Origin of the sequence: Streptomyces sp. CB00455, from assembly GCF_001905445.1 — a bacterium.
Taxonomy (GTDB): domain Bacteria; phylum Actinomycetota; class Actinomycetes; order Streptomycetales; family Streptomycetaceae; genus Streptomyces.
In genome coordinates this window covers 535083-552268 of sequence record NZ_LIVQ01000005.1, presented here as the reverse complement: position 1 = coordinate 552268, position 17186 = coordinate 535083, and the positions used below count along the sequence as shown (strand labels likewise).

At 74.4% G+C, this 17186-nt stretch carries 13 protein-coding genes and 1 pseudogene; 7 read left to right on the top strand and 7 right to left on the bottom strand.

Annotated features, from left to right (window positions below; all coding sequences use genetic code 11):
- Positions 1-94: 94 nt before the first annotated feature.
- From AMK16_RS22725 to AMK16_RS22715, 3 genes are all read right to left on the bottom strand, one after another.
- The gene (locus tag AMK16_RS22725) at positions 95-1876 is read right to left on the bottom strand and encodes an ABC transporter ATP-binding protein (RefSeq protein WP_073918531.1); all 1782 of its coding nucleotides are present in this window, start codon (positions 1874-1876) and stop codon (positions 95-97) included.
- Positions 1873-3702 carry an ABC transporter transmembrane domain-containing protein gene (locus AMK16_RS22720; protein ID WP_073918530.1) on the bottom strand — a complete coding sequence of 610 codons (1830 nt, stop codon included), beginning with the start codon at positions 3700-3702 and terminating at the stop codon, positions 1873-1875. The genes AMK16_RS22725 and AMK16_RS22720 overlap by 4 nt, the downstream gene beginning before the upstream one ends.
- Before the next feature lie 336 nt (positions 3703-4038).
- The gene (locus AMK16_RS22715) at positions 4039-4500 is read right to left on the bottom strand and encodes a MarR family winged helix-turn-helix transcriptional regulator (RefSeq protein WP_073918529.1); all 462 of its coding nucleotides are present in this window, start codon (positions 4498-4500) and stop codon (positions 4039-4041) included.
- Between the two features lie 85 nt (positions 4501-4585).
- Between AMK16_RS22715 and AMK16_RS22710 the strand changes: the two genes are divergently transcribed.
- Positions 4586-6460, top strand: a complete 1875-nt coding sequence (locus tag AMK16_RS22710) for an ABC transporter ATP-binding protein (protein ID WP_073918528.1) — start codon at positions 4586-4588, stop codon at positions 6458-6460.
- 89 nt (positions 6461-6549) lie between these two features.
- Here the strand turns inward: AMK16_RS22710 and AMK16_RS22705 are convergent, their stop codons facing one another.
- The 3 genes and pseudogenes from AMK16_RS22705 to AMK16_RS22695 form a co-directional block, all read right to left on the bottom strand.
- Entirely contained in the window at positions 6550-7602 is a 1053-nt protein-coding gene (locus AMK16_RS22705; protein ID WP_073918527.1) for an FAD-dependent oxidoreductase, read from the bottom strand.
- 151 nt (positions 7603-7753) lie between these two features.
- Positions 7754-8218: pseudogene (locus tag AMK16_RS22700) on the bottom strand (LLM class flavin-dependent oxidoreductase); the annotation flags it as partial.
- 66 nt (positions 8219-8284) lie between these two features.
- The gene (locus AMK16_RS22695; protein ID WP_073918526.1) at positions 8285-8764 is read right to left on the bottom strand and encodes an Lrp/AsnC family transcriptional regulator; all 480 of its coding nucleotides are present in this window, start codon (positions 8762-8764) and stop codon (positions 8285-8287) included.
- 434 nt (positions 8765-9198) lie between these two features.
- Between AMK16_RS22695 and AMK16_RS22690 the strand changes: the two genes are divergently transcribed.
- The 3 genes from AMK16_RS22690 to AMK16_RS22680 all read left to right on the top strand — a co-directional run bounded on the left by AMK16_RS22690 (position 9199) and on the right by AMK16_RS22680 (position 13306).
- Positions 9199-10743, top strand: coding sequence for an SDR family oxidoreductase (locus tag AMK16_RS22690; RefSeq protein ID WP_073918525.1), 1545 nt, complete (start codon positions 9199-9201; stop codon positions 10741-10743).
- 15 nt (positions 10744-10758) lie between these two features.
- On the top strand, positions 10759-12132 hold the full coding sequence (locus tag AMK16_RS22685; protein ID WP_073918524.1) for a cryptochrome/photolyase family protein: 1374 nt from the start codon (positions 10759-10761) through the stop codon (positions 12130-12132).
- A 133-nt stretch (positions 12133-12265) separates the two neighbouring features.
- A complete protein-coding gene (locus AMK16_RS22680) occupies positions 12266-13306 on the top strand; it encodes a MerR family transcriptional regulator (protein WP_079191661.1) in 1041 nt (346 codons plus the stop codon).
- On the opposite strand, the gene AMK16_RS22675 is transcribed toward AMK16_RS22680, so the two are convergent.
- Positions 13261-13938: a YoaK family protein gene (locus AMK16_RS22675; protein WP_073918917.1), complete on the bottom strand. Its 678-nt coding sequence runs from the start codon at positions 13936-13938 to the stop codon at positions 13261-13263. The two genes, AMK16_RS22680 and AMK16_RS22675, sit on opposite strands and share 46 nt — an antisense overlap.
- A gap of 133 nt (positions 13939-14071) precedes the next feature.
- On the opposite strand from AMK16_RS22675, the gene AMK16_RS22670 reads away from it, so the two are divergent.
- From AMK16_RS22670 to AMK16_RS22660, 3 genes are all read left to right on the top strand, one after another.
- Positions 14072-14665 carry a histidine phosphatase family protein gene (locus AMK16_RS22670; protein WP_073918523.1) on the top strand — a complete coding sequence of 198 codons (594 nt, stop codon included), beginning with the start codon at positions 14072-14074 and terminating at the stop codon, positions 14663-14665.
- Positions 14666-14818: 153 nt separating this feature from the next.
- On the top strand, positions 14819-16510 hold the full coding sequence (locus AMK16_RS22665; protein ID WP_242438843.1) for an APC family permease: 1692 nt from the start codon (positions 14819-14821) through the stop codon (positions 16508-16510).
- A gap of 12 nt (positions 16511-16522) precedes the next feature.
- Positions 16523-16951: a universal stress protein gene (locus AMK16_RS22660; RefSeq protein WP_073918522.1), complete on the top strand. Its 429-nt coding sequence runs from the start codon at positions 16523-16525 to the stop codon at positions 16949-16951.
- The last annotated feature ends 235 nt before the right edge of the window (positions 16952-17186 follow it).

Genomic DNA, 17186 nt, shown 5'->3' with positions numbered 1-17186 from the left:
GCGACCCGGCAAACTCTTCCGGTCACAGCACTAGCGGTCGTCCCCGGCCTGCCGTGCGTGCGCGGCCGGGGTCGGCCCAGGCCGCGCCCCCGGCTCAGCCGTGCCAGGACCGCCACAGCGCCGCGTAGGCGCCGTCGGCGGCGACCAGCTCGTCGTGCGAGCCGAGTTCGCTGATCCGCCCGCCCTCCACCACCGCGATCACATCCGCGTCGTGCGCGGTGTGCAGCCGGTGGGCGATGGCGATGACCGTACGCCCGTCCAACACCCGGGCCAGCGAACGCTCCAGGTGCCGTGCGGCCCGCGGATCCAGCAGCGAGGTCGCCTCGTCCAGCACCAGCGTGTGCGGGTCGGCCAGCACCAGCCGGGCCAGCGCGATCTGCTGCGCCTGCGCGGGAGTCAGCGCCGAGCCCCCCGAACCGACCTCCGTGTCCAGGCCGGACTCCAGGGCACGCGCCCAGCCGTCCGCGTCCACCGCGCCCAGCGCCGACCACAGCTCCGCGTCGTCCGCGCCCGTCCTGGCGAGCCGCAGGTTGTCCCGCAGCGAGCCCACGAAGACGTGGTGTTCCTGGTTGACCAGCGCCACGTGCTCGCGCACCCGCTCCGCCGGCATCTGCGACAGCCGCGCCCCACCGAGCGTGACCTCGCCCGTCCGCGGCGCGTAGATGCCCGCGAGCAGCCGCCCCAGCGTGGACTTCCCCGCGCCCGAGGGGCCGACGAGCGCCATGCGGGTGCCCGGAGGCACCGACAGCGACACCTGGTGCAGGACGTCCACGCCCTCCCGGTAGCCGAAGCGCACCTCCCGCGCCCGGACGTCCCGCCCCTCGGGCCCGACCTCCGCGTCCCCCGCGTCCGGTTCGATCTCCCGTACGCCCACCAGCCGGGCCAGCGAGACCTGGGCGACCTGCAGCTCGTCGTACCAGCGCAGGATCAGACCGATCGGATCGACCATCATCTGCGCCAGCAGCGCACCCGTGGTCAGCTGCCCCACCGACATCCAGTCCCGCATCACGCAGTAGCCGCCGATCATCAGCACCGAGCCGAGGATCGTCACGTAGGTGACGTTGACGACGGGGAACAGGACCGTCCGCAGGAAGAGCGTGTACCGCTCCCACGCCGTCCACTGCCTGATCCGGACGTCCGACAGCGCGATCCGGTCCTGCCCGAGGCGGTGCGCCTCGACGGTGCGGCCCGCGTCCACCGTCTCGGTGAGCGCGGAAGCGACGGCCGCGTAGCCGGCCGACTCCGAGCGGTACGCCGACGGTGCACGCCGGAAGTACCAGCGGCAGCCGATCACCAGCACCGGCAGCGCCACCAGCGAGGCCAGGGCCAGCGGCGGCGCGGTCACGGCGAGCGCCCCGAACAGCAGCCCCGCCCACACCACGCCGATGGCCAGCTGCGGCACGGCCTCGCGCATGGCGTTGGCCAGCCGGTCGATGTCGGTGGTGATGCGCGACAGCAGGTCACCGGTACCGGCGCGCTCCAGCACACCCGGCGGCAGTCCTACGGACCGCACCAGGAAGTCCTCGCGCAGGTCGGCCAGCATCTCCTCGCCGAGCGTCGCCCCGCGCAGCCGGACCAGCCGGACGAAGAGGGCCTGGACGACGAGCGCCAGCGCGAACAGCAGCGCCATCCGCTCCAGGCCCGGATCGCGGTCTCCCGCCGCGAGATCGTCCACGATCCGGCCCAGCAGGTACGGGCCGGCCATGGAGGCGATCACCGCCACGGAGTTGACGGTCACCAGGAGCGCGAACGCCCGCCGGTGGCGCCGGAACAGGCCGCCCACATAGCCCCGTACGGTCGCCGACGTCCCCACGGGCAGGGTTGCGGCCGACTGGGGGGCCGCCGGGTCGTACTCCGGCGGCGCCACGCCGATCATGCGGATTCCTCGATCTCTGTGAGTGCCTCGTCCAGCTCCGTCAGTTCCAGCGCCCCGAGCCGCTCCTCCTCATGCGTCTCACGGGTGACCACCGCCCGGTAGAGCGGCTCGCCGCCCAACAGCTCGCGGTGCGTGCCGACCGCCGCCACCGCGCCCCCGTGGACGAGGACGACCCGGTCGGCGCGGTCCAGCAGCAGCGGCGAGGAGGCCAGGACCACCGTGGTGCGCCCGGCCCGCAGGGCCGCGATCCCCTCCGCAATGCGCGCCTCGGTGTGCGAATCGACCGCCGAGGTCGGCTCGTCCAGTACCAGCACCTCCGGGTCGGTGACCAGGGACCGCGCCAGCGCGAGCCGCTGGCGCTGACCGCCGGACAGCGACCGGCCGCGTTCGGTGATCCGCCCGTCCATCGGGTCGCCGACGCCGTCCGGCGCCGACTGCAGCAGGGCGTCCAGGACGTCGGCGCACTGGGCCGCCGCCAGCGCCGCGCCGGCGGCGACCGCGCCCGAGGACGGCACGGCCAGCAGCTCGCGCAGGGTCCCGGACAGCAGCACCGGGTCCTTGTCCTGTACGAGGACCAGCGTGCGCGCGGTGTCCAGGTCGAGCTCGTCCAGCGCGACCGCGCCCAGGAGCACTGAAGGACCGCCGGCGGCCTCGTCGGTGGGATGGCCGCCCAGGCGCTCGGCGAGCCGGCCCGCCAGGTCCGGGTCCCCGCACACCACGGCGGTGAGCCGGCCGGCGGGAGCCAGCAGCCCGGTCTCCGGGTCGTACAGGTCCCCGCCCGCGGCCGGAGACTGCGCGGCGGCTGCCCCCGCGGGCCGCTCGGGGGCGCCGGTCCGCGTCAGCGACAGCACCCGGGCGGCCCGCTTGGCGGAGGGCCGGGAGAAGGAGTACGCCATGGCGATCTCCTCGAAGTGCCGCAGGGGGTAGAGCAGGGTGGCCACCGCGCTGAAGGCCGCGACGAGTTCACCCACCGCGATCCGCCCGTCCACGACGAGCGAGGCGCCGTACCAGACCACCGTGATCAGCAGCGCACCCGGCAGGAGCACCTGGATCGCCGCGATCAGCGCCCACATCCGGGCACTGCGCACGGCCGCCCTGCGAACCTCCTGCGAAGCCTCCCGGTAGCGGCCGAGGAACAGCTCCTCGCCGCCGATCCCGCGCAGCACCCGCAGGCCCGCGACGGTGTCGGAGGCCAGCTCGGTGGCTTTTCCGGCCTTCTCCCGCTGGAAGTCGGCGCGCCGGGTGGCGCGGGGCAGCAGCGGCAGCGCGGCCAGCGCGACCAGCGGCACGCCGACCGCCACGACGGCGCCCAGCTCGGGGGCGTAGAAGAGCAGCCCGACGCAGACGAGGACGACGGCGAAGGCCGCCGCGAGGAAGCGGGACACCGCCTCGACGAACCAGCCGATCTTCTCCACGTCACCGGTCGACACGGCGACCACCTCACCCGCGGCGACCCGGCGGGTCAGAGCGGAGCCCAGCTCGGCCGTCTTGCGTGCCAGCAGCTGCTGCACGCGCGCCGCGGCGGTGATCCAGTTGGTGACGGCGGTCCGGTGAAGCATGGCGTCGCCCAGCGAGACGGCGACGCCCAGCAGCGCCAGCATCCCGCCGGCGAGCAGCAGGCGGGTGGAGTCGTGGTCGACGACCGCCTCCACGCCCGTCCCCACCGCGTACGGCAGCCCCGCGATGCCGGAGAAGTGCAGCAACCCCCAGGCCAGGCTCTTGAGCTGGCCGCCGAGCTGTCCACGGCCCAGCCACAGCAGGAACCGGGGTCCGGAACGGGCGTCTGGTACCCCGGGGTCCGGATACGGAAGATCGCTGATCTGCATGACGCCCCATGACTGGTCGAGTGGTCCAAACCGTGCAAGGTTCGCCTTCCGGTCGAGGCCCGGGCAATCGGTTTTCCGCCCCCCGGGGCCCGCCACGGCACGGTTTGCGGCCCCCCGCGATGGCTTGGCGCCAGGTCAGAACGACGCGTCGGGGGCGGGGGCGTGCTCCAGTTCGAGCAGGACCGAGCAGGAGGACCGCCCGGTCGCGCGGTCCATGCCCGCCTCATGCCCGCCTCGCACGTGCGGTTCGCCGACAGAGGCGCATGGACGGTCCGGGCCCTCACCTCCGGTGCGCGCGGTACGTGCCCGCGGTGCATCGCGGGCCCGCGCGGGGCCTCAGCAGTGGCGCTCCGCCGGCGCGTCCGAGAGGGTGTTGAGCAGTCCGCCGAGCACCTCGCGCTGTCCGGCGGTCAGCGGAGCCAGGATCTCCTCCGCGGCGTCGGTCCGCGCGTTGCGCAGACGGCGCAGCGTGGCGCGGCCGGTTTCGGTGAGTTCGATCCTTATGGCGCGCCGGTTCGCGGGGTCGGGGACGCGGCGCACGCAGTCGGCCGCCTCCAGGCCGTCCACCAGGGTGGTCACGGCACGCGGCACGACCTCCAGCCGGGCGGCCAGATCCGCCATCCGGGGCGGTAGGCCGGCTTCGTCATGCGCGACCAGCCGCAGCAGCCGGGACTGCGCCGGGGTGATTCCGAGGGGCTCCAGATGGCGCTTCTGGATGCGGTGGAGCCGACGGGTCAGTCGCAGCAGCTGCTCGGCGAGCACGCCGTCTGTGGTGTCGGTCTCGGAAGGGGTCCTCATACTGGGAACAATATCAGGACCAGATTCATTGTGAGCATAGGTAACAATGAGCTATGCTCATTCGAGTCTCGTCAGAAGGAGGCCCATGCGCCCCGAAGAACCGAAGTGGACCCCATCGAAAGAAGCCCTCGACCCCAGCCGTCCCGCCCCGGCAGAGCAGCCGCGCGAGCTGCGCCGCATCGTCGGCTTGTTCCGGCCCTACCGGGGTCGGCTCGCGGTCGTCGGCCTGCTGGTCGGAGCCTCCTCGCTGGTCGGTGTCGCCTCGCCGTTCCTGCTCAAGGAGATACTGGACGTCGCGATCCCGCAGGGGCGTACGGGGCTGCTCAGCCTGCTCGCCCTCGGCATGATCCTGACCGCCGTGGTCACCAGCGTGTTCGGCGTGCTCCAGACCCTGATCTCCACCACGGTGGGCCAGCGCGTCATGCACGACCTGCGGACCGCGGTCTACGCACAGCTCCAGCGGATGCCGCTGGCCTTCTTCACCCGGACCCGCACCGGAGAGGTGCAGTCCCGCATAGCCAATGACATCGGCGGCATGCAGGCCACGGTCACTTCGACCGCGACCTCCCTCGTGTCCAACCTGACGGCCGTCATCGCCTCCGTCGTCGCCATGCTCGCGCTCGACTGGCGTCTGACACTCGTCTCCCTGTTCCTGCTGCCGGTCTTCGTGTGGATCAGCCGGCGGGTCGGCCGCGAGCGCAAGAAGATCACCACCCAGCGGCAGAAGCAGATGGCCGCCATGGCCGCGACCGTCACCGAGTCGCTGTCGGTCAGCGGCATCCTGCTGGGCCGCACCATGGGCCGCTCCGAGTCCCTCACGGCCGCCTTCTCCGAGGAGTCCGAGAAGCTCGTCGGGCTCGAAGTGCGCTCCAGCATGGCCGGGCGCTGGCGGATGTCCACGATCGGCATCGTCATGGCCGCCATGCCCGCGCTCATCTACTGGGCCGCGGGAATGGCCCTGCAGACGGGCTCCCCCTCGCTCTCCGTCGGCACCCTCGTCGCCTTCGTCACGCTCCAGCAGGGCCTCTTCCGGCCCGCCGTGAGCCTGCTGTCGACCGGTGTGCAGATCCAGACCTCGCTCGCGCTCTTCGCCCGCATCTTCGAGTACCTCGACCTGCCGGTGGACATCACCGAACGCGAGGACCCGGTGCGCCTGGACCGCGCCAAGGGGGAGGTGCAGCTGGAGGGCGTCGACTTCGCCTACGACGCGAAGAGCGGCCCGACCCTCACCGGCATCGACCTCACCGTCCCGGCCGGCGGCTCCCTCGCCGTGGTCGGCGCGACCGGCTCCGGCAAGAGCACCCTCAGCTACCTCGTGCCCCGGCTCTACGACGTCACCGGCGGGCGGGTCGCCCTGGACGGGGTGGACGTGCGCGATCTCGACTTCGACTCCCTGGCCCGTTCGATAGGCGTGGTCTCCCAGGAGACCTACCTCTTCCACGCCTCCGTCGCGGACAACCTGCGCTTCGCCAAACCCGACGCGACGGACGAGGAGATCACCGAAGCGGCCCGCGCCGCCCAGATCCACGACCACATCGAATCCCTGCCCGACGGGTACGACACCCTGGTCGGCGAGCGCGGCTACCGCTTCTCCGGCGGCGAGAAGCAGCGGCTGGCGATAGCCCGCACCATCCTGCGCGACCCGCCGGTGCTGATCCTCGACGAAGCCACCAGTGCCCTGGACACGCGCACCGAGCACGCCGTCCAGCAGGCCATCGACAACCTCTCCCAGGGCCGCACCACCATCACCATCGCTCACCGCCTGTCCACCGTCCGCGACGCCGACCAGATCGTGGTCCTGGACGCCGGCCGCATAGCCGAGCGCGGTACGCACGAGGAACTCCTGCGAGCGGACGGCCGGTACGCGGCCCTGGTCCGCCGGGACCGGGATGCTGCGTCGGCGCCGGAGCCGGCGGCGAAGCCGGCCCCGGAGGCGGAGCTCGCTCCGGCGCACATGTGACCGGAGCACAAGACGGGCGCATGTGGCGGCCACACGGGCCGGACGCCGGAAGGGGGCGGCAGAGCAGCCGGAGACGGCGCGGCAGCCGGTCAGGCCGCCGGCCCACCCACCCGCTCGCGGGCGAGCAGCCGCCGGATCTCACGGACCGCGGCGCCGCCCGCCCGGTTGGCCCCGATGGTCGAAGCCGACGGACCGTAACCGACCAGGTGGACCCGCTCGTCGCGGACGGCCCTGGTCCCCTCGACCCGGATGCCGCCGCCCGGCTCGCGCAGATGGAGCGGGGACAGGTGGTCGACGGCCGCGCGAAAGCCGGTGGCCCACAGGATGACGTCGGCGTCCACCCGGCTCCCGTCCGCCCAGACGGCCCCCGTGGGCGTGATGCGGGCGAACACGGGGCGGCGCTCCAGTACTCCCGACTCCAGTCCGGCCCGGACGGCCTCGTTCAGGGGCAGCCCCGTCACGCTGACCACGCTCTGCGGCGCCAGCCCCCGGCGCACCCGCTCGTCCACCAGAGCCACCGCGGCCCGGCCCTCGGCCTCGCCGAAGCCGTCGCGAAAGACCGGCGGGCGCCGCGTCACCCAGGTGGTCTCGGCCGCTACCCGGGAGATCTCCAGCAGGTGTTGTACCGCGGAGGTGCCGCCGCCCACCACGATCACCCGGGCCCCGGCGAACTCCTGCGGCCCCGGGTAGTCCGCGGTGTGCAGCTGGCGGCCGCGGAAGGTCTCCTGGCCGGCGTAACGCGGCCAGAAGGGCCGGTCCCAGGTGCCGGTGGCGTTGATGAGGGCCCGCGCCGACCAGGTCCCGGCGGAGGACTCGGCCAGCAGCCTTCCGTCCGCTCCCTCGCGGACGGCCGACACGTCCACCGGCCGTCGCACGCGCAGGCCGAAGCGTCCCTCGTAGGCGCCGAAGTACTCGCCGATCACCTCGGAGGAGGGCCGCAGCGGGTCCGCACCGGCCAGCTCCATGCCGGGCAGCGAGTGCATGCCGTGGACCTTGCCGTAGGTGAGCGAGGGCCAGCGGAACTGCCAGGCCCCGCCGGGGCGCGGCGCATGGTCGAGGACCACGTGGCCGATCCCCGCCCGGGCGAGGTGGTAGGCGCTGGACAGGCCCGCCTGCCCGGCGCCGATGACCACCACGTCCACGTCCGTGCCCGCCGCCGCGCCCGGGCCCGTGTCGACGCCGGCCGCTGTACCTGCACCTGTACTTGTATCTGTGCCCGTGCCCGTGTTCCACGCCATCTCGTTCACGGCTCTACCAACCGGCGGGGACGGTGGGATCTTCCCCGCCGTCCGGTCACGGCGCGAGCAGGCCGCGCGCCGCCGGCTCCGGCGTCACCCCCTCGCCGAACCAGTACGCCCCAGCCAGGTGCGGGTAGCCCGACAGGACGAAATTGTCGATCCCGAGCGCGTGGTACCCCTCGATCCGGTCCGCCACGTCACCGTGGCTGCCGACCAGCGCGGTCCCCGCTCCACCACGCACCAGGCCCGCCCCCGCCCATAGGTTCGGCGAGATCTCCAGCCCGTCCCGCGATCCGCCGTGCAGGGCCGGCATCCGCTGCTGCCCCACCGACTCGCTCGCGCCCAGCAGCGCCTGCGCCCGGGCGATGTCCGCGTCGCCCAGATCGGCCAGCAGCCGGTCCGCCGCGCCCCACGCCGCCTTGGCCGAATCCCGGGAGATCGTGTGCAGCCGGATGCCGAACGGCAGCGCCACGCGGGCCATGCCCGCCGCCCGCGCGCCCGGCAACCGCGTCCTCGACCACCACGCAGTCCACGGGGGCCCGTGCCCAGCCGGCGGGCCCGTCCTGCTCCCGTCCACGCCCTCGCGTCAGGCTTTGCGGGCGGCCCGTCCGACCGATTCCACCAGGGGCAGCAGCCGGTGCGCCACCCGCTCCCTCAACGCCACCTCGGTGCGGGTGCGGACCACTCCCGGCAGCTGGATCAGCCGCTGGATCACGTCCTCCAGGTGCGCGTTGTCCCGGGCGGCGACCCGGGTCAGCAGGTCGCCGCCGCCGGTGATGGAGAAGGCCTCGATGATCTCCGGTACGGCCGCGAGGGCGTCCCCCACGTCGTCCAGGTGCCCCTGCGTGACCTCGATGTGCACGAACGCCAGCACCGGATGCCCCAGCGCCGCCGGCGAGAGCACGGGCCCCGTCCCGGTGATCACCCCGGTGCGCTCCAGCCGGTCCAGTCGGGCCTGGAGCGTGCCGCGGGCGACGCCGAGCAGCCGGGCGTACTCGCGGACACTGGTGCGCGGCTGCTCGATCAGCAGGCGCAGGATTCTGGTGTCGAGCTCGTCCACCGCCATGCCGTGACTGTACCAATGGCCCAGTTCATCCGGATCCCGCCCGATCGCGCGGCGGCAGTGTTCCCGGCGCGCGGCTGCTGCCGCTGGGCTTCAGCCGTCCCGCTCCTTCTGCCCGCCGGGCTTTCCGGCGGCGCAGGGACCCAGGAGTGCGCCCGCGGCCGGGCGGCCTCGGGCAGGAGGACGGATCACCGGGAGGGTGGCTCGCGGGGGCGGCTGCGTGGCACTCCCGGGTGCGAGGTGTGACTGTGTTCTGGCGGGGTCCGACGTGTTCCGGCCGGCTTCGTCCGGAAGACGTCGTCCGGCCGGCTTCGTCCGGAAGACGTCGTCCGGACGCGCCGGACCGGCCGACGGCGCGCATCCGATCCGAGCGGCCGCGCGGAAGTCCGTAGGGGACGGCGCGCGACCCCTACGGCCCACAAGGAGCGGAGACAGCCATGACAGGCCTGAACTGCCTGGTCACAGGTGCCACCGGCTACATCGGCGGGCGCCTGGTGCCCGAACTGCTCGACGCCGGTCACCACGTCCGCTGCCTGGCCCGCTCACCGGAGAAACTGCGCGACCACCCGTGGGCCGGGCAGGCCGAGACCGTGCGCGGCGACGCCACCGACCCGCGGTCCGTGGCCGCGGCCATGCAGGGCATCGACGTCGCCTACTACCTCGTGCACGCCCTCGGCGGGGGCTCCGGATTCGAGCAGCGCGACCGCGACGCCGCACGGATCTTCGCCGAGCAGGCCCACGCGGCCGGAGTCCGCCGCATCGTCTACCTCGGCGGACTCACCCCCGTCGGCATCCCCGTCCACGAACTCTCCCCGCACCTGCGCTCCCGCGCCGAGGTCGGCGACATCCTCCTCGCCGGTCCCGTCCCGGCCACCGTCCTGCGCGCCGCCGTCATCATCGGCTCCGGCTCGGCCTCCTTCGAGATGCTGCGCTACCTCACCGAACGCCTGCCCGTCATGGTGACCCCGAGCTGGGTCGGCACCCGCTGCCAGCCCATCGCCGTCCGCGACGTCCTGCGCTACCTCGTCGGAAGCGCCACCATGCCGCCCGAGGTCGACCGCGCCTTCGACATCGGCGGCCCGGACATCCTCACCTACGAGGAGATGATGCGCCGCTACGCGGTCGTCGCCCAACTGCGCAAACGGCTCATCCTGCGCGTCCCGATGCTCACCCCCCGGCTGTCCAGCCACTGGATCGGCCTGGTCACCCCCGTCCCGCGCGCACTGGCCCGCCCGCTCGCGGAGTCCCTGCGCCACGAAGTGGTCTGCGCCGAGCACGACATCGCGCGCCACGTCCCCGATCCGCCCGGCGCACCGATCCGCTTCGACGAGGCCCTGACCCTGGCCCTGCGGCGGGTACGTGAGGCCGAGGTGACCACACGGTGGTCCAACGCCTCCGTGCCGGGCGCCCCCAGCGACCCGCTGCCCACCGACCCCGACTGGGCCGGCGGCAGCCTCTACCAGGACCGGCGGGCCCGCGACGTCGGAGCCTCGCCCGCCGCGCTGTGGCGCGTGGTGGAGGGCATCGGCGGCGAGAACGGCTGGTACTCCTTCCCCCTGGCCTGGTCGGTGCGCGGCTGGCTCGACCGGCTCGTCGGCGGAGTCGGCATCCGCCGCGGCCGCCGGGACGCGGCCCGCCTGTGGGTGGGCGACTCCCTCGACTTCTGGCGGGTGGAGGAGATCGAACCGGGCCGCCTGCTGCGCCTGCGAGCCGAAATGCGGCTGCCGGGCCTGGCGTGGCTGGAGATGTACGCGGACCCCGGCCCGGGCCCGGGGCGGGCGCGCTACCGCCAGCGGGCGCTCTTCCACCCGCGCGGACTGCTCGGCCACCTCTACTGGTGGAGCGTGTCCCCCTTCCACGCCGTGGTCTTCGGCGGGATGGCCCGCAACATCGCCCGGGCCGCCGAACGCCTGGAGCACCCCGCATCCGCATCCGCCCCCGCCGCCGAAGTACCCCACGAGAGCCGCCCTGCCCAGCCCTGACGGGGAGCGAAAGACATGAACGTCGCGGTCGTCCTGTACACCTCCGACCTGCGCCTGCACGACCACCCGCCGCTGGGCGCGGCCCTCGCCTCCCGCGAGCGGGTGGTCCCGCTCTTCGTCCGCGACCGCGCCGTCGCGGCCGCCGGTTTCGCCCCGCCCAACCGGCAGGCCTTCCTCGCCGACTGCCTCGCCGACCTCGACGAGGGGCTGCGCGCACGCGGCGGCCGCCTCGTGGTGCGCTCCGGTGACGTCGTCGCCGAGGTGTGCGCCCTCGCCCGGGAGGCCGACGCGGACGAGGTCCACATGGCCGCCGACGTCAGCGCCTACGCCCACTCCCGCGAGGAACGGCTGCGCGCCGCCCTGGAGGCCGAGGGCCGGCGGCTGCACGTCCACGACACGGTCGTCACCGTCGTCGCCCCCGGGGCCCTCCTGCCCGCCGGCTCCGACCACTTCGCCGTCTTCACCCCCTTCTTCCGCCGCTGGGCCGACCTGCACCCGCGGGACGTGGCGCCCGCCCCCCGCGCCGTCCCGGTCCCCGACGGCATCGGCTCCGAACCCCTGCCCGGGCGCGGCTCCCTCAGCGGCGTCTCCCCGGCCCTCGCCCGGGGCGGCGAGCGCGAGGCCCGCGCCCTCCTGGCGAACTGGCTGCGCTCCGGCATCACCCGCTACGAGGACACCCACGACGACCTGGCCGGCGACGCCACCTCCCGGCTCTCCCCGCACCTGCACTTCGGCACCCTCTCGCCCACCGAGGCCGTCCTGCGCGCCCGCGCCGCCGGTGGCCCCGGCGCCGAGGCCTTCGTCCGCCAGCTGTGCTGGCGCGACTTCCACCGCCAGGTGCTCGCCGCCCGCCCCCAGGCGGCCGCCCGCGACTACCGCGACCGCCAGGACCACTGGCGCACCGGCGCCGACGCCGAAGAGGAGACGCAGGCATGGAAGGAGGGCCGCACCGGCTACCCCGTCGTCGACGCCGCCATGCGCCAGCTGCGCCACGAGGGATGGATGCACAACCGGGGCCGGCTGCTGGCTGCCAGTTTCCTGACCAAGACCCTCTACGTCGACTGGCGCACCGGGGCCCGCCACTTCCTGGACCTCCTCGTCGACGGCGACGTCGCCAACAACCAGCTCAACTGGCAGTGGGTCGCGGGTACCGGCACCGACACCCGCCCCAACCGCGTGCTCAACCCCGTCCGGCAGGGCCTGCGCTACGACCCCGAAGGCCGCTACGTCCACCGCTGGGTCCCGGAACTCGCCGGGCTGGCCGCCCCGCGCGTGCACGAGCCGTGGCGGCTGCCGGCGGCGGAGCGCGCACGGTACGACTACCCGGACCCGGTGGTGGAACTGTCGGAGGGACTCGACCGCTTCCGGCGGGGACGGGGGAGCGCCTGACCGCCCCCGACGGGGGAGCGGCTCGGCTGCGGGCGCCGCCGGCCCGGCGACCGCAGGGGCGACCCCCGTCGGGCTGCCCGGGCCCCCGACCGGGCCGCCGCTCCCCGCGGGCGGCCCGTCGTATCGTGAGCACGTGCAGCCCCAGCCGCGACCCGAACCGCCCCCGGACCTCCCCGCCGCCGCGCTGAGCACCGGCTCCGTCGCCCGGCGCCTCGGGGTCTCGCCGACCACGCTGCGCTCCTGGGAGCGCCGGTACGCGATCGGCCCCGCCCGCCGCGAGGACGGCCGGCACCGCCGCTGGACCCCCCAGGACATCGCCCTCCTGGAACTCATGTGCCGGCTGACCGGGCAGGGCGTACCCCCGGCCGACGCGGCGCGGGCCGCGCGGGACGCGGCTCCGGCCGCCCGCCCCGTCACCCCGGTGGGCGCCGGGGCCCCGGGCGGGCGCAACTCCCTTCCCCTCGGGGAGGCCCGCCCGGAGTGCCGGGGGCTGGCACGGGCCGCCGTACGACTGGACGCGCCGTCCGTGGAGGAACTGCTGGACGCAGCCCTCGCCGAACACGGCCTGGTGACCGCCTGGGAGGAGGTCATCGCGCCGACCCTGCACGCCGTGGGCCGCAAATGGGCCTCGTCGGGGGAGCGCTACGTCGAGGTGGAGCACCTGCTCTCCTGGCACGTCTCCTCGGCCCTGCGCCGCATCCGCCCCGCGCCCGGGCCGGGCGGCCCCACCGTCGCCCCGCTGCTCCTCGCGTGCGTGCCCGGCGAGCAGCACAGCCTGCCCGTCGAGGCGCTCGCCGCGGCCCTCGGCGAACGGGGCCTGGCGGTGAGGATGTTCGGCGCCGCCCTGCCCGCCGACGCCCTGCGCGACGCCGTACGGCGCACCGGCCCGCGGGCCGTCGTGCTGTGGGCGCAGTCCCGCACGACCGCGGACCCGGCCCTCGCCCGGTCGGTGGCCGGCATCGAGTGGGGCGTGCGCGGGGCCCGCGGGCACTCGGCGCTGCTGCTCGCGGGACCGGGCTGGGGCCCCGGTACCCCGGAGCCGCGCACACAACGGCTGTTCGGCCTGCGCTCGGGCCTGGAGCTCATCGAGGCGCTGGCGGCGAGCCCGGCCCGACCGGCGGACACCCCCTACGGGACTCCCTCCCGCGTGCCGGGCAGCGGCAGGCGCCGGTAGCCCAGGCCGACCGCGAGGACCAGCACGGCGGCGGGCAGCAACAGCTCGCCCACCGTCCACCCGGCCCGTACCAGCAGGGCGCCCGACAGACCGCCCGTGAACATCATCAGAACGGCCACGGCCCGGCGCGCCCACGCCGCCGTGCCGTAGCCGAAGGCGTGGTCCTGGCCGAGCACCGAACCGCCCATCAGAGCGGTCACGGACCGCGTGACCAGGGTGGTCGGCACCCCCGGCACGTTCACCCGCATGCTCGTGACGTTCCGGATGCCCATCGCCACCGCCAGCAGCGCGGCCACCACGAGGTGTCCGTCGGAGCGGCCGCCGTACCGCGGGGGCAGTCCCCACCCGGTGGCGGCGGCGGTGAGGATCAGCGCGGCCTCGGCGTACAGGCCGACCCCCACCCAGCGCAGGCCCCGGGCCTGCGCCGCGGATTCCGCCCGCGCTCCGCACACCGCACCGGCGGCGAAGGCGGCGAGGGAGACCGCGGACGGCAGGGTGGGCAGGCTCCCCTGGCGGGCGGCTCCGAAGGACAGGAACAGCACGTTTCCCGTCTGCATCGCCGTGAACACCGGCCCGAGCGCCAGCAGGCTCACCGCCTCGACGAGGCCGGTGACCGCGGTCAGGAGGAGCATGAGCCCGGTCGGCGACACCCGGGGCCGCCACGTACCCGTACCTGTACCCGTACCCCGCTTCATGAGGCCCGACAGTGACACGCCCGCCGGGCCCCTTCGACGCCGACATGCCGCAGGGCATAGGGTCCGTGGGATGAGCGACCTGCTGCTGGTGAGACACGGCGAGACGGCGTGGAGCGCCAACGGGCGGCACACCGGGCGCACCGACGTGCCGCTGACCCCGCGCGGCGTCGAGGAGGCGATCTCGCTGGCGCCGTTCTTCCGGGACCGCCGTCCGGCGCTGGTGCTGACCAGCCCGCTGCGCCGGGCCGTCGCGACGGCCGAACTCGCCGGGCTCACCGGCGGGGTCACCGACCCCGACCTGTACGAGTGGGACTACGGCGGCTACGAAGGCATCACCACCGCCGAGATCCGCCGCACGACCCCGGAGTGGTCCCTGTGGACCGACGGGGTACCGCCCGGCGACGCGGAGCACCCCGGGGAGAGCGCGGCCCAGGTGGGGGCCCGCGCGGACCGGGTCCTCGCCCGGCTCGCCCCCGTGCTGCGCGGGGACTCGGGCGACGCGGTGGTCGTCGCGCACGGCCACTTCCTGCGCGTGCTCACCGCCCGCTACCTGGGACTGGAGCCTTCCGACGGCCGGCTGTTCCTGCTGCTGACGGGCACGGTCAGCAGGCTCTCCACGGAGCACGGGCTCCCGGTCGTCGCGGGCTGGAACACCCGCCCCTAGAACCAGACCCCGGACCATCGGACGGGCCCGGCCGTCCCTTTCGGATCTTGCCGATCCGGCCGGCCCGCGCCCGCCCGGTCGTGCCCCGTCGGCGGGACACCCCTTGAGGTCTTCCGCCTCGCGCGGCGGCACGGGGCGGGTGACGATGCGTACATGGCGGACGAGCGTGAGGGCGGGACGGGCGGCGCGGACGCCGGCGACGGCCCGGTCGCCGGTACGAACGGTGCCGACGGCGCGAGCGGCGCGAGCGGTGTGAACGGCACGGACCGGGCGGGCAGCGGTGGACGCGGTGACCTGCTCGGCGGCGGCGGCACACGCGGCGGCGGAGCGCCGGCCGCGGGCCCGGCCGCGAACTCCGGCGCGGTCTGCGGCCCGCAGTCCGGCGTGGGCCTGCAAGCCGACGCGATCGGCTTCCTCGACGCGCTCGTCATCGGCCTGAACTCGACGTCCCCCGCCTACTCCCTGGCCGCTGTCCTCGGCCCGATCGTGGCCCTGGCCGGCGTCTACGCACCGGGCGTGATGCTGGCCTCCTTCGTACCGATGCTGCTGATCGCCGCCGCGTTCTACTACCTCAACAAGGTCGACCAGGACTGCGGCACGACCTTCTCCTGGGTCACGCGGGCCATGGGCCCCTGGGCGGGCTGGCTCGGCGGCTGGGCGATCACGATGACCGGCGTCCTCGTCATCGGCTCGCTGGCGGACGTCGCGGTCCACTTCGGCCTGCTCGCCGCCGGGCTCGACGGCTGGGCCACCAACGACGTCATCCGCCAGTCCCTCGCCGTCGCCGTCATCCTCGCCATGACCGCTGTCTGCGTCATCGGCACCGAGCTGTCGGCCCACCTCCAGGACATCCTCATCCTCGCCCAGGTCTTCTTCCTCCTGACCTTCGCGGTCGTCGCCCTCTACCGCGTCTACGCCGGTACCAGCACGCTCGACGCGATCGAGCCGTCCGTCGGCTGGCTCAACCCCTTCGGCGCCGGCGGGGCGGCCCTCACCGGCGGGCTGCTGCTCGGCGTGTTCATCTACTGGGGCTGGGAGTCCGCGGTCAACCTCACCGAGGAGGTCGAGAACTCCGCCACGGCGCCCGGCAAGGCCGGCATCTGGTCGACCGTGGTGCTGCTGGTGACCTACCTGTCCGTCGGTTTCGCCGTCGTCGCGTACGCGGGCACCGCCTTCCTCGCCGAGAACGCGAACCAGGAGGAGGCCGTCTTCGCCGTCCTCGCCCACGAGGTGATGGGCGGCTGGGACTGGGTGGTGCTGCTGGCGGTCTGCACCTCCGCCCTCGCCTCCACCCAGACCACGATCATCCCCGCCTCCCGCACGGCCCTGTCGATGGCCCGCCGCCACGCGCTGCCGCCCACCCTCGCGCACATCCACCCGCGGTTCCGGACCCCCGACGTGAGCACCTGGTGGGTGGCCGGCATTGCGATCGGCTGGTACCTCGTCGTCAACCAGATCAGCGAGAACGCGCTGCTCGACTCGCTGACCGCGCTCTCCCTGCTCATCGCCTTCTACTACGCGCTCACCGGACTGGCCTGCGCCGTCTACTACCGCCGCCACCTGCTGGAGAGCCTGCACAACTTCCTGCTCATCGGCCTCGGCCCGGTGCTCGGCGCCGGGCTGCTGACCTGGCTGCTGGTGGAGTCGGTCGGCGACATGGCGGATCCGGCGAACTCGGCCGGCGGCATCTCCTGGTTCGGACTGGGCCCGCCGCTGGTCATCGGCATCGCCATCGCCGTCGCCGGCGTCCTGGTCATGTCCTACTGGCGGCTGCGGGACGGCACGTTCTGGCAGGAGCGGCGCACAGTGGCCGACCCCGGCCTCGTCCACGGCGGGAAGAGCTGAGGAGGCTTGCGGATGTCAGTGGTCCTCGGCTACGACGAGTCGCCCGGCGCCGAACGGGCCCTGCGGGTGGCGCTGGAGGTCGCCGCCGCCTTCGGCGAACCCCTCGTCCTCGTCTACGGCGCGGCGGCCCCCGGCCCCGCCGGAGAGGAGTACCGGGCCCACCGCCAGGCCGTCCTCCAGGCGGGCCGCAGCGCCCTCGCCCGCGCCGTCGAGGCCGCCGACGAAGCCGGCGTGCCCTCGACCGTCGAGGTGGTCGACGAGAAACCCCCGCAGGCCCTGCTCGACGCCGCCCACCGCCACCGGGCACGCGTGATCATCGTCGGCACCTGGGGCGACAGCCCGATCCGCGGCGCCCTGCTCGGCTCCACCCCGCACAAGCTGCTGCATCTCTCGCGGATCCCGGTGCTGTGCGTCCCGACCGAGAGCGGCACGGCGTCGTAGCGGCGACCGGAGCGGCGCCCTGGGCGGCGACCGTGGCGGGGGTGGTCCGATGGCCTCCCGGTGGCCGAAGATCCGGATACATCACTGTGCCAATGGACCAGTACTCCGGACGCCAGTTGAGCCAGTGGGTCCCCGGATGCTTATCTGTGGCACATCCATGTACTTACGGCGCCGCGCAGCGCCGGCCGGCGACGGAGCCGGAACCGGACCCCGCGGCGCCTTCGCCGTGCCCGCC

Excerpts from the sequence above, each read along its gene's own strand:
- AMK16_RS22725 (WP_073918531.1), bottom strand. The coding sequence starts at position 1,876 with ATGATCGGCGTGGCGCCGCCGGAGTACGACCCGGCGGCCCCCCAGTCG.
- AMK16_RS22720 (WP_073918530.1), bottom strand. The coding sequence starts at position 3,702 with ATGCAGATCAGCGATCTTCCGTATCCGGACCCCGGGGTACCAGACGCC.
- AMK16_RS22715 (WP_073918529.1), bottom strand. The coding sequence starts at position 4,500 with ATGAGGACCCCTTCCGAGACCGACACCACAGACGGCGTGCTCGCCGAG.
- AMK16_RS22710 (WP_073918528.1), top strand. The coding sequence starts at position 4,586 with ATGCGCCCCGAAGAACCGAAGTGGACCCCATCGAAAGAAGCCCTCGAC.
- AMK16_RS22695 (WP_073918526.1), bottom strand. The coding sequence starts at position 8,764 with ATGGCGGTGGACGAGCTCGACACCAGAATCCTGCGCCTGCTGATCGAG.
- AMK16_RS22690 (WP_073918525.1), top strand. The coding sequence starts at position 9,199 with ATGACAGGCCTGAACTGCCTGGTCACAGGTGCCACCGGCTACATCGGC.
- AMK16_RS22685 (WP_073918524.1), top strand. The coding sequence starts at position 10,759 with ATGAACGTCGCGGTCGTCCTGTACACCTCCGACCTGCGCCTGCACGAC.
- AMK16_RS22675 (WP_073918917.1), bottom strand. The coding sequence starts at position 13,938 with ATGCTCCTCCTGACCGCGGTCACCGGCCTCGTCGAGGCGGTGAGCCTG.
- AMK16_RS22670 (WP_073918523.1), top strand. The coding sequence starts at position 14,072 with ATGAGCGACCTGCTGCTGGTGAGACACGGCGAGACGGCGTGGAGCGCC.
- AMK16_RS22665 (WP_242438843.1), top strand. The coding sequence starts at position 14,819 with ATGGCGGACGAGCGTGAGGGCGGGACGGGCGGCGCGGACGCCGGCGAC.
- AMK16_RS22660 (WP_073918522.1), top strand. The coding sequence starts at position 16,523 with ATGTCAGTGGTCCTCGGCTACGACGAGTCGCCCGGCGCCGAACGGGCC.